Genomic DNA, 12740 nt, shown 5'->3' with positions numbered 1-12740 from the left:
GAAAACATGTTATTCATCAAAGCGTTAAATCAAGATAACGGCGGTTTCAACATCTTACTTGGTGATTACAAAATACATTCGGTATTTCAACCTATCTTCCAAACTCAAAGTAAGGCGTTGATGGGTTATGAAGCCTTAGTTCGTTGCGCCAATAACCGAGGAGAGTTGATATCACCCTCAAAGTTGTTTGATTCTACACAGCCTCAACTTTCACGAATTAAAACCGATCTCGTGGCAGCGACGCTACATGCTTTGAACTACCGAAAAAACAAAAATACGATTACGGGAAAACTATTTATAAACATCAACCCGGCCAGTATCTCCTACTTACACAACCACCAGCGAGTATGGAAAACCATGCTCAAGTCTGTTCATAATAATAGTATTAGTCGCTGTGAGTATAACTTTGAGAATTTAGTCATTGAAATTGTTGAGAAGGCCTCTGACTCAAACAGTACATTTATTCAGCAGCTCATTACTTTTAAGGAACAAGGTTGTTTGCTCGCGGTGGATGATTTTGGTTCTGGGAAATCAGACTTAAAGAGAATTAAGCAAGTCAACCCAGACATTGTAAAGCTTGATAAAACTATACTTAGGAAGCTTCGGAATAGACCCATCGAATCTTGTTGGAATCTCAAAAAGAAGTTGTCGCTTGAAAATGAACTCATTGTTATGGAAGGTATTGAAAACGAGTCTGATATGCAAATAGCCAAACAATCAGGTGTAGAGTTCGTTCAGGGCTATTACTTAGGCTATCCAAGCACTCGTCCTAGTCAGACTGCCCTAGAAACCTAACCTTAATTTCCTTAGATACCTCATTCCATCATGCCTTGTGGTGAACAAATAGAGAACTTATCGATGATCATCTGAGATTGATTGTAGAACTCATCAGCAATCCAGTCTGTAGGGTGCTCACAGGATCAATAATATTAAGGCCGACATGATATCGGCCTTGCTTGTTCATTCACTCTATTCGATTTTAGAAACCGATTTACATCCTAATCCATCAAGCTCTTCGACTTAATCGCTTTCTTAGAAAGCTCTTTGGCAAACGCTTTGATATCTCTTTCAAACTCATCGACGCTTTGGCGGATTTCATCCAGTTGAACCGTCTGCATCACTCGGTTTTCCATTACGATTTGGCCGTTAACGATAGTGGTGTCGATGTTGCTTGGGTTCGCTTGGTAAACCAAAGTCGCGTATGGGTCGTAACTTGGCATCATGTTCGCCGATTGTGTCTCTACAATCACGATATCTGCTTTCTTTCCGACTTCAAGAGAACCGATTTTATCTTCCATGTGCAGGGCTTTCGCACCGCCTAATGTCGCCATCTCAATCACTTGCTCAGGAATCATGATCGTGCGATCAGAATACTTTAAGCGCTGCATGTTTGCGGCGTAACTTAGGGTACGCATGATATCAACTTGGTTTGAGCTCATTGGACCGTCCGTTCCCAAACCAATACGCATATCAGCTCGGTACATTTCCCACGCAGGAGCTATTCCTGTCGCACCTTTGGCATTCGCCATTGGATTGTATGAGATACCCGCATCGGCCTGCTTCAATAGTTTTTGGTCGTTCTCTGAAAGGTGGATACCATGCGCAATCACTACGCGCGCATCAAGCACACCGATTTCATCCATGTATTCAACTGGTGACGTGGCTTCGGTTTCATCTTTGATACGCTTTTCTTCATTCGGAAATTCAGCAACGTGAATCAGCACTGGCACATCGTATTGAGCCGATAGCTTATTAATTTCTTGAAGCTTATCTTTACTCACGGTGTACACCGCATGTGGTGCATAAGCAGGCGTGATTAGCTCATCGTTTTTGTACTGCTCGATAAAGCCTTTGGCATACTCTATCCCACCGTAAGGTTCTTTGGCATCGACCACAGGAAACTTAATCACAGTTTCACCCAACACGGCACGCAAGCCAACTTCTTTGGTCGCCTTAGCCATTTCATCCATGTGGTAATACATGTCGGCGTAAGTTGTCACACCACTTTGCGCTAATTCGATGCTGCCTAGCTTAGTCGCGTTGTAAATCAGTTCACGGCTTAACTTTTCGGCTTCTAGAGGGAAGAAGTAAGCAAACAGACGATTCGAGATGCCCTCTTCCCCTAAGCCACGAAACGCGATCATAGGTAAATGGTTGTGAGCATTGACCATGCCCGGCATGACGATTCCATCTTGAGCATCAATCACTTTTTCTGCGCGATATTGAGTCATTAAATCCTCGTTACCGACTGCGATGATCTGGTCGTTTTTCACCACTACAACGCCATCTTCAATCACATCCATTTTTGAATTGATCGTGAGAACCTGTCCATTGGTGATGATCAGATCGGCGTTGTATGTTTGCGTCGCGACCGTCGAACCACAGCCTGCCAGTAGAACTGTGCTGATAGTGCATGCCAAGCTTTTGAGCGTCATTGCTAAACCTTAATGTTGTGCGTGTAATATTGTTAGAAGGTTAGTTTTTTCCTTTAAAAAAGATCACCGCTAAATTTTTGCGACACTATAACCTTACCTTTAAATAAAATGGCATACCTAATCGAGCAAAATACAAGATAAATGAGTTATTGCACAACAGGTCACAAAAGTAGCTTTGCACATATGCTCACTCACATGCACAAACAAAAAAGGCCTGCAATCGCAGACCCCAAAAAAACGTTCAAACAACATTAGCTTTTAACACCACAGCCTTTAATCACTAGCTGCGTGATGAACTCAGCGGCATCTTCATAATCTTTGTCATCGAGCTGATCTTTCTGCATTACGCTGCAAATCTGCCATCCAAAATCAGCGTAAGTTTGAGTGGCCGCCCAAATGGTAAACATCAGGTGGTGTGCAGGAACGTCATCCATTAAGCCTTGTGCTGACCACGTTGAGAACTTATCGAGGATCATCTGGGATTGCTTATACAGTTCATCACCAATCTCTTTCGGCAATACTTTAGCGCCAGACATCACTTCGTTAGCAAATACCTTAGAGGCGTGCGGATGGTCACGAGAAATGATCAGCTTGGTTTGAATATATTGAGATAGGGCTTCAACAGGATCGCTGAGCTCTTCAATCGGACGTGACGCTTCCAGTAAGGGCTGAGTGACGGTTTCTAGAACGGCATTGTAGAGCTTATCTTTGGAGCTGAAATAATAGAATACATTAGGTTTAGGGATGTCGGCCGCTTTCGCGATATCAGCCATTTTTGTTGCGGCATATCCATGAGTAGCGAATTGTTCACACGCGACTTCGATGATTAAATCTTGATTCTTTTGTCTGATCCTAGACATGTTGCATCCTTTACAGCTCATTACTAAAGCCATAGTAATCAACGTGCTTCATTAGTCCAGAAGATAATCTCAGAACTCGAGGTCACAACATTGATAGCAATAAAATGGTCGCTCTTATGTGGGGAAGAGCGACCATTCAATTGTATGCGTTTTCGAACTTTAAGGTTTTTCAGCCTATTCGAACTGTTCAGGTTAAAGAATCAATATTGCGCGGAAGTCATTCACGTTGGTTAGCGTCGGCCCTGTGGTCAACAACACACCGACTTGCTTAAAGAAGTCGTAGCTATTGTTGGCATCGAGATAGTCTTGCGCTTTAAGCGACAGGCTCGAACCTTGTTGCCATGTTTGAGGCGTGATCCACGCACCTGCATTATCTTCAACACCATCAATGCCATCAGTATCAGCCGCCAGAGCAAATATGTTTTCCTGCCCTTTTAACTCGCTATACAAGCTTAAAAGGAACTCACAATTACGCCCACCGCGACCATTGCCTTTAACGGTTACTGTGGTTTCACCACCGGAAAGTATCACGCAAGGCGTATCAAATGGGTGCTTGTTATTAGCGACTTGCTTGGCCAACGCAGCATGAACCTTCGCTACATCTCGAGCTTCCCCCTCAATGCAGTCACTCAGCACATAGGCAGGTATACCTAAACCTTCGGCCTCTGCCGCGGCTGCTTCCAATGCCGACATCGGCGTGGCAATAATATGGTGCTCTGCGTTTTTCCAACAAGCGTCATCCGGCTTCACGGTTTCTGACTCTGGATTATTTAACCATTCAAATGCCGAGCGTGGTGTTTCTATCTGGTAACGTTCTAAAATTGCCATCGCATCAAAACGTGTCGTTGTGTCAGGTACGGTTGGGCCTGATGCAATCACACTGATGTCATCGCCCGGTACATCTGAAATCGCTAAAGAGACTACTCTTGCTGGATACGCAGCTTTCGCTAGTCGCCCACCTTTGATAGACGATAAGTGTTTACGCACACAGTTCATCTCATCAATGGCGGCGCCCGACTTGAGCAGCGCCTTATTGATTTGTTGCTTCTCAGCCAAGCTAATGTCGCCACCGGGCAGGCTTAGCAAAGCAGAACCGCCGCCAGACAGTAGACAAATAACGGTGTCGTCAGCACTCAGACCACTCACTAATTCCAGCATACGTTGGCTCACTTCTAAGCCCATGGCATCCGGGACGGGGTGCGCCGCTTCGATCACCTCAATGTGTTCGCAAGGTTCGGTGTGTTCGTAGCGGGTCACGACGAGACCTTCAAGGTCACGCAGTGCGAGATCTTGCTGTTGCTTAACTTGCCAGACGGCCTCTAGCTCAGCGGCCATCGACGCGGCGGCTTTTCCTGCGCCAATTACCACAGTTCGCCCAGCTTGGTTAGCTGAGCGGTAAAAAATGTCTTGAGGAAGAAAAGGTTCGATGTGATTTTTAGGTAGCGCCTGATTAACAGCACTTGAGAAAAGGGTTTGCAGAAACTGCTTAGCATCAATGTCCATCAGCCACTCCTTAGTTGACGGAGAAAAAAAGAACCCCGATACAAGGCCAAAGGGTGCCTGCTAAGATCAAGTTGGAAAGGAACAACTTCAACCTCTGACTCGTATCAGGAACGCGTATAAAAGGAGACGAAACTACGCGATTTATAAACAAACTGTTTGAAACTGGTGGGCTACGAATCAATAGCAGCCCGAATTAATTAATGGATAATCGGTTGATTGACTAACCACTAAACAGACAAACCGTTAATTAGATTAACGAATCGAGTGGTCAGAACGTTTCTCAATCGCTTGAATAAGCGCAGAGTGGTCCCAACCTTCTCCGCCCATTTCGGCACACTCGCCAAACAGCTCTTGAGCGTTAGCCGTGTTCGGTAGCGCGACACCCAACTCTTGCGCGCCCGTTAGCGCTAAGTTGAGGTCTTTTTGGTGAAGTGAGATTCTAAAGCCAGGGTCGAATGTGCCTTCAACCATGCGCTCGCCGTGCACTTCCAAGATCTTAGAGTTAGCAAAGCCACCTAATAGCGCCTGACGAACTCGTGCTGGATCAGCGCCGGCTTTCGAAGCAAAGACTAACGCTTCAGACACGGCTTCGATATTCAGCGCCACAATAATTTGATTTGCGACCTTACAGGTTTGACCTGCGCCGTTGTCGCCTACTAGCGTGATGTTCTTACCCATGATTTCGAAAAGAGGTCGTGCTTTATCAAAGGCGTCTTGCTCACCGCCCACCATGATAGTCAGAGCCGCGTTTATCGCGCCAACTTCACCACCTGAAACCGGAGCATCAAGGTATGAAGCACCACCTTCGTTGATTCGAGCGGCAATGGCTTTGGTTGCGATTGGCGAGATTGAACTCATATCGATAACCAGTTTCCCAGTTGCTCCGCCCGCCGTGAGGCCTTTCTCGACGCCGTTGTCACCAAACAGGACATCTTCAACTTGAGGGGTATTCGGCACCATTAGGATAATGATATCCGCTGCTTCAGCCGCTTCTGCTGGTGAGTGGCAGACCGTTGCGCCCGCTGCCACAAGATCAGCAGGTGCTGCATTAAAGTGATCAGACAGAATCAAATCGTGACCTGCTTTTTGAAGGTTACTCGCCATAGGTTTACCCATGATGCCAGTTCCGATAAATGCAATTTTAGACATGTTGTTCTCCTTAACGTTTGAGGGTTACCAGACGCAATTAACGGTACTGGTGCAGCCAACCAAGGCCTTCTGTCGTTGTCGTTTTAGGTTTATATTCGCAGCCCACCCAGCCTTGATAACCAAGCTCATCAAGATAGTTGAGCACGAATGGGTAGTTGATTTCGCCAGTACCCGGTTCGTGTCGGCCTGGGTTATCCGCCAGTTGCACGTGTGCAATTTGACCAATGTTCTGTTGCATGGTCGGCGTAAGATCGCCTTCCATAATTTGCATATGATAAATATCGTATTGGATAGAAAGGTTATCGCTCCCTACCTCTTTGATGATCGCTTTAGCTTGCTCTGTGGTATTCAAGAAGAAGCCCGGAATATCGCGGGTATTGATCGCTTCTATCACTAAGCTGATGCCTTCTGCTGCTAGCGCGTTCGCCGCGTAATGCAGGTTGATCACAAACGCTGATTGCGCGTCTTGTTGGGTCACACCTTGTGGAACAATCCCGGCCAAGCAATTCACTTGAGCACAGCCGAGCGATTTTGCGTAAGCGATGGCTTTAGGTACACCCGCTTGAAACTCTTCAACTCGTGCTGGGTCTACCGCGATACCACGATCACCAGCATCCCAATCACCCGCAGGCAAGTTAAATAGCACTTGCTCTAGGTTATTAGCGTCGAGCTTTGCTTTGATTGCCTGAGCATCAAAGGCGTAAGGGAAAAGGTATTCCACACCTTGAAAGCCCGCTTCTGCAGCGGCCTCAAAGCGATCCATAAAATCAACTTCCGTGAATAACATTGACAAGTTTGCTGCAAATTTTGCCATGACTCTGTCCTTATTCTTTATCTGTGTAAATCTGGTTGTTTGTAGTAAAGCCTCGCTCTATCAGAGGCTTTTCGTAGGGCTAAACCTCAGCTCTACGGATACACATTACTTGATGATTACTTGTACGCCAGCGCCGTTGGAGCATCGCCGCGGCTTTCGGCAAGTGGCTCAAATTCGTTGATGGCGTTGATCTCTACGCCCATCGCAATATTGGTCACTCGCTCAAGAATCAGCTCAACAACAACCGGTACTTTATGCTTGTTCATCAGCTCTTTAGCTTGCTCAAACGCAGCGGCAATTTGCTCTGGTTCACGAACTCGAATCGCCTTACAGCCTAAACCTTCAACAACCGCGACATGGTCAACACCGTAGCCTTCAAGCTCTGGCGCATTCTGGTTATCAAACGCCAGTTGTACACAATAATCGATATCAAATTGACGCTGTGCTTGGCGAATCAAACCTAAGTACGAGTTGTTCACCAACACATGAATGTATGGCAGGTTGAATTGAGCACCTACTGCCAGTTCTTCGATCATAAATTGGAAATCATAATCACCAGAGATAGCAACAATATCGCGATCTGGATCGGCCGCTCGTACACCCAATGCGGCTGGTGTTGTCCAACCTAACGGGCCAGCTTGACCACAGTTGATCCAGTTACGAGGCTTATAAACATGCAGGAACTGAGCGGCAGCGATTTGCGACAAACCAATGGTGCTCACATAACAAGTGTCACGACCAAATGCCTTGTTCATCTCTTCATAAACACGCATCGGTTTCATTGGTGCTTCATCGAAATTGGTTTTACGCAGCATGGTCGATTTGCGTTCCTGACACTCACTTGCCCAAGCATTTCGGTTTGGCAGCTTGCCAGCGTCACGCCACTCTTGCGCCACTTCAACCATTAGCTCTAGCGCAGCTTTCGCATCAGAGACAATCCCTAAATCTGGGCAGAACACGCGGCCGATTTGAGTTGGTTCAATGTCCACATGTACAAACTTACGACCTTCGGTGTAAACATCCACGGACCCGGTATGACGGTTGGCCCAACGGTTACCGACACCAAACACGAAGTCAGAGTTGAGCATGGTTTCGTTACCGTAACGGTGAGAAGTTTGTAGCCCCACCATGCCCGCCATTAAGTCATGGTCATCTGGGATAGAGCCCCAGCCCATCAAGGTTGGGATTACTGGCACACCGGTGATTTCGGCGAACTGTTGGAGCAATTCAGACGCGCCAGCGTTAATCACGCCACCACCCGATACAATCAGCGGTTTTTCCGATTGAGACATCATAGTTAATGCTTTCTCAACCTGCGCGCGAGTTGCTTGCGGTTTGTAAGGTTCTAGCGGTTCATAGGTATCGATATCAAACTCAATCTCAGCCAGCTGAACATCAATAGGTAGATCAATCAGAATTGGCCCCGGACGACCCGAACGCATCAAATGAAAGGCTTTTTGGAATGCGCGTGGCACTTGTGCAGGTTCCAGCACCGTGGTTGCCCATTTAGTGACTGGTTTAGCGATAGATTCAATGTCGACCGCTTGGAAATCTTCTTTGTGAAGACGAGCACGTGGCGCTTGGCCGGTGATGCATAGAATTGGGATCGAATCTGCAGACGCAGAATAAAGGCCCGTGATCATGTCCGTTCCCGCAGGGCCAGAGGTACCAATACACACACCTATATTGCCTTGATTAGTACGCGTGTACCCTTCAGCCATATGGGATGCACCCTCTACGTGACGAGCTAAGACGTGGTCGATTCCTCCGAGCTTTTTCATAGCCGCATACATAGGGTTAATTGCTGCGCCGGGAACACCAAATGCGATGTCTACACCTTCACGTTTAAGCACTTCTACCGCTGCTTCAATCGCTTTCATAATTGCCATTCGAACCTCCAGTTCAGATTGTATACAATTAAACTAACTTTTGTGTACTATGAACCATCCTCACTATTTATCAACCCCAGAATGAAACAATTTTGTTACACCAACCCATCACATTAAGTACGCACTTACCCTGAAAAGCTTACAATTCATTACTTTACATAAAATATCTTTACGTAAAAATAAATTACAAAAAGATCAAATGATAAATAAATGTTAAATACCGTTTGCTTGTTTACAATTTCTACAATATAAATACCCTTAAAAAGGGCATTTTGTATACAAAGTGACATCGTATTGTTTAAAGGAGACAACAATGATGAATGACGTAAAAGAGAGAGAAGAAGTACAATGTATGCAGGTACTTGGGAAGATGGACAACTCCGAGTACAAAGAGATCTTGTCTAAAGATGCATTAAAATTCTTAGAAGCTCTCGTCAATAAGTTTGGAGATCGCCGTCATACCCTGCTAAGTGACCGCGACGTAAAGCAAGCTCAATATGACGAGGGTGAGTTACCCAATTTCAGAAAAGACACAATTTCCATTCGCCAGAATAAAGAGTGGAAAGTGGCAACACCGCCACCAGAGCTACTCGATCGCCGAGTAGAGATCACCGGGCCTATCGAAAGAAAGATGGTGATCAACGCGCTAAACTCAGGCGCGAAAGTCTTCATGTGCTGCTTTGAAGATGCGTCTTCTCCTACTTGGGCCAATATGGTCGAAGGGCAAATCAACCTAAGAGACGCCAACCTTGGCACCATTAGTTATTTCGATGAGAAAAAGCAGAAGCGTTACCAATTAAACGACGATCCTGCACTGCTGATCGCACGCCCACGAGGGATCCACCTTCCTGAGCAATCCATCCAATTCAACAATCAGCCTATCGGCGGTTGCTTGATGGACTTCGCCTTGTACTTTTTCCACAACTATCAATCACGTGCACAACAAGGTTTAGGGGTTTACTACTACATTCCAAAGCTAGAAAGCATGGAAGAAGCACAATGGTGGGACGATATTTTCAGCTTCACCGAAAACTATTTCCATGTACCAAAAGGCACCATTCGCGCGACAGTATTGATCGAAACGCTACCAGCCGTATTCCAAATGGAAGAGATCTTGTACGCCATGCGTGATCACATCGTTGCGATGAACTGTGGCCGTTGGGATTACATCTTCAGCTACATCAAAACTCTGAAGAACCATAAAGACCGCATCCTGCCAGATCGTCATGGGATCTGCATGGATCAAGAATTCCTCAACGCCTATAGCCAACTGTTAGTGCGTACTTGTCACGCTCGTGGCGCATTAGCAATGGGTGGGATGTCAGCCTTTATTCCAGCAAAAGACCCGCAAGAAATGGCGCGTGTAACCGCCAAGGTTATCGAAGATAAACAAAGAGAATCTCAGAACGGACATGATGGAACATGGGTTGCGCACCCTGCGCTGGTTGATTTGGCAATGTCGATCTTTGATAAGCACTTAGATAGCAAAGTAAACCAAATGGATTTCCAAAGCCCAGAGCATGTGATCAACGCCGACACGCTACTCAAGCCTTGTGAGGGCAGTCGCGACGAAGCAGGAGTACGTAAGAATATACGCATCGCGCTGTATTACATCGAAGCTTGGATTCAAGGCTACGGCTGTGTGCCTATCTACGGCCTTATGGAAGATGCCGCGACTGCTGAGATCTCGAGAGCCAATATTTGGCAGTGGATCCACCACGGGGTAACACTCGATGATGGCCAAACCTTTACCAAATCACTATTCCACTCTTGGCTTTACCAAGAGCTAGACACCATAAAACATGAAGTCGGAGACTCGCGCTATGCAGCAGGTCGATTTGAAGAGACAGCTGATCTTTTCTATCAACTTTCTACAGCCAAAGAGTTCGCTGCCTTCCTAACTTTACCCAGCTATGGGCTATTACAAGAGTCCAGTTAGGACTCTTGTACCGAGCTGAATCAGTCAATGATATTCACAACAAGAGTAATGATTGGCAGGCTTAGCTTGGTACACGGCCCCTTGAAAAACTAGGAGATAACATGGGAAGTTTGACTCTACAACAAGCGTTAACCATCATCGATGGCACCTTAAAAGCAGGAAACAAGATCCACACAGAACCTTTGACGGTCGCCGTCTTAGACAGCGGTGGAAAACTGATTTCTTTGCAACGTCAAGACGGCTCTAGCATGATGCGACCAGACATCGCGATTGCTAAAGCGTGGGGGGCACTCGCACTGGGTTGTTCCTCTAGAAAACTCGCCCAAGATGCTGACAACCGACCAGCATTCATCTCCGCCGTAAACGTGCTGGCACACGGAAACATGGTGCCAGTACCAGGGGGGCTACTGATTCGAGACAAAGATAAAACGGTACTGGGCGCTATCGGGGTTAGCGGCGATATATCAGATATCGACGAAAGCTGCGCCATTAATGGCATTGGCTGTGCTGAACTGTTTAGCGACGAGATGCTGCAAGCTTAACTAGCCAATTAGCTGTACTTGAAATTCTTAGACAAGAACAAAAAAACCGAAGCTATTAAGCTTCGGTTTTTTAATGAATATAAAAGGAGGTCAACAATACTACTCGTACGCACTCAACCATGTTTTCAGTAGCTGGTTAGTATTTTTCTTCTGGCTCGCAGACAGAGATTTCACCAGCTTCTTCTGCGTTTCAACATGCTCAGTCATCATTTGGTCAATCAAAATCAAACCATCTTTGGTTAACTGAACACTCACGCTGCGTCTGTCTTCTTTACTGTGCTCACGACTGATCAGCCCTTTAGCTTCTAGCTTATCAAGGCGATTGGTCATCGCGCCTGATGTCAGCATCATCGAGCCAATCAATTCTGATGGCGTGAGTCGATAAGGCTTTCCAGAGCGTCGCAAGGTGGCCAGCACATCAAACTCACCCAGCTTCATGTCGTATTTTTTATGAAGCTCGGCAACCTGCGTCTCCATATACTTGGCAATACGCATAATCCGGCCCATCATTGCCATAGGCTCAGTTTCTAATTCGGGCTTTTCCTTTGCCCATTGCTCTACAACGCGGTCGATAGCATCCATTTGCAATCTAGCTCCGTGATTAGTCTTGTTTACTTCAAACTAGTTTAACATAAAGATACTTTACAACCACTAGTTCTCAGTATACAGTTCACACAATAGTTATCTTAACGTAAAGATATTTTAAATGAACATATTATTAGCAATGATCCCCGCGTTCTTTTGGGGAACAACCTATGCAGTGACGCAATTTACGCTACAGGAGTGGCCACCATTATTATTAGGTGCTTTGCGTGCGTTACCTGCTGGTTTGTTATTGCTAGCAGTAAAGCCGACACTGCCTAAAAAAGGCGAGTGGCAGATCATTTTCACATTGGGCCTTATCAATATTGCGACCTTCTTTGGCCTGATCTTCGTGATGGCACTAACGCTGCCTTCAGCGATTTCTGGCGTGGGTATGATCTCTGTGCCTGTGTTCGCGATGATCTTCCATTGGGTAGTGAAAAAGCAGCGCCCGCATTTGATTCAAGCCCTGTCTGGTATTGGCTTGATCACCTTAGCGTGGATACTGTTTAACCCAAGCCAAATCGCTTTGAATCCAATCGGTTTAGGTGCAATGTTCGCCGCAATCATGTGTATTGTCATCGGTAGCAGCATTACCAAGTCACTGGGTAATCGAATGCACTGGTGGAAGGTATTAACGTGGCAGCTGATTCTAGGCGGTGTGATTTTGTCTGTCGCGTCTGGCGTTCATGCGTTCATCGACCCGCAACCTTATGTTAATGCTGTCACTCATTTCGATACTCGCAACGCAATGGGTCTATTGTGGGTAATTGGGCTAAATACAGCACTAGGTTACGGCATGTATGTATGGTTACTACAACGCATGTCAGTGGTCGATTTCACCTTCGGTGGCATCGCTAACCCAGTGGCTGGCATCGTTACGGGGATGGTGTTGATGGGTGAATCCTTTACTCCAGTACAGTATTCACTGATGACAGGCATGATCGTGATGTCACTACTACCACAGCTTATTCTGGCAGTAAGGCAAACCAAAACGGTCAAACCCGTTACGCAGTAAAAGATTTAG

General features: G+C 46.1%; 11 protein-coding genes. 4 read left to right on the top strand and 7 right to left on the bottom strand.

Annotated features, from left to right (window positions below):
- Positions 1–6: 6 nt before the first annotated feature.
- Entirely contained in the window at positions 7–795 is a 789-nt protein-coding gene (locus OQJ75_RS16690) for an EAL domain-containing protein (protein WP_265974102.1), read from the top strand.
- Between the two features lie 203 nt (positions 796–998).
- Here OQJ75_RS16690 and OQJ75_RS16685 read toward each other — a convergent pair whose 3' ends face one another.
- The 6 genes from OQJ75_RS16685 to gcl form a co-directional block, all read right to left on the bottom strand.
- Entirely contained in the window at positions 999–2435 is a 1437-nt protein-coding gene (locus OQJ75_RS16685; RefSeq protein ID WP_265974101.1) for an amidohydrolase, read from the bottom strand.
- Between the two features lie 251 nt (positions 2436–2686).
- Positions 2687–3295: a TetR/AcrR family transcriptional regulator gene (locus tag OQJ75_RS16680; protein ID WP_019826185.1), complete on the bottom strand. Its 609-nt coding sequence runs from the start codon at positions 3293–3295 to the stop codon at positions 2687–2689.
- A 192-nt stretch (positions 3296–3487) separates the two neighbouring features.
- A complete protein-coding gene (locus OQJ75_RS16675; RefSeq protein WP_265974100.1) occupies positions 3488–4798 on the bottom strand; it encodes a glycerate kinase type-2 family protein in 1311 nt (436 codons plus the stop codon).
- Between the two features lie 252 nt (positions 4799–5050).
- Complete coding sequence (locus OQJ75_RS16670) at positions 5051–5947, bottom strand: 2-hydroxy-3-oxopropionate reductase (RefSeq protein WP_017111423.1); 897 nt, start codon at positions 5945–5947, stop codon at positions 5051–5053.
- A gap of 37 nt (positions 5948–5984) precedes the next feature.
- Positions 5985–6761, bottom strand: a complete 777-nt coding sequence (gene hyi, locus OQJ75_RS16665; RefSeq protein WP_265974099.1) for a hydroxypyruvate isomerase — start codon at positions 6759–6761, stop codon at positions 5985–5987.
- A gap of 116 nt (positions 6762–6877) precedes the next feature.
- The gene (gcl, locus tag OQJ75_RS16660; RefSeq protein ID WP_061037665.1) at positions 6878–8650 is read right to left on the bottom strand and encodes a glyoxylate carboligase; all 1773 of its coding nucleotides are present in this window, start codon (positions 8648–8650) and stop codon (positions 6878–6880) included.
- 313 nt (positions 8651–8963) lie between these two features.
- Between gcl and aceB the strand changes: the two genes are divergently transcribed.
- Positions 8964–10589: a malate synthase A gene (aceB, locus tag OQJ75_RS16655; protein WP_265974098.1), complete on the top strand. Its 1626-nt coding sequence runs from the start codon at positions 8964–8966 to the stop codon at positions 10587–10589.
- A gap of 101 nt (positions 10590–10690) precedes the next feature.
- Entirely contained in the window at positions 10691–11131 is a 441-nt protein-coding gene (locus OQJ75_RS16650) for a GlcG/HbpS family heme-binding protein (protein WP_008220964.1), read from the top strand.
- Positions 11132–11230: 99 nt separating this feature from the next.
- Here OQJ75_RS16650 and OQJ75_RS16645 read toward each other — a convergent pair whose 3' ends face one another.
- Positions 11231–11713 carry a MarR family winged helix-turn-helix transcriptional regulator gene (locus tag OQJ75_RS16645; protein ID WP_010432677.1) on the bottom strand — a complete coding sequence of 161 codons (483 nt, stop codon included), beginning with the start codon at positions 11711–11713 and terminating at the stop codon, positions 11231–11233.
- Between the two features lie 124 nt (positions 11714–11837).
- On the opposite strand from OQJ75_RS16645, the gene OQJ75_RS16640 reads away from it, so the two are divergent.
- Positions 11838–12731 carry a DMT family transporter gene (locus OQJ75_RS16640; RefSeq protein WP_065206412.1) on the top strand — a complete coding sequence of 298 codons (894 nt, stop codon included), beginning with the start codon at positions 11838–11840 and terminating at the stop codon, positions 12729–12731.
- Positions 12732–12740 lie beyond the last annotated feature (9 nt).

Source organism: Vibrio sp. 14G-20, from assembly GCF_026241515.1.
Taxonomy (GTDB): domain Bacteria; phylum Pseudomonadota; class Gammaproteobacteria; order Enterobacterales; family Vibrionaceae; genus Vibrio.
The sequence above is the reverse complement of the archived record's forward strand: the minus strand, read 5'-3'. Positions and strand labels throughout refer to the sequence as shown.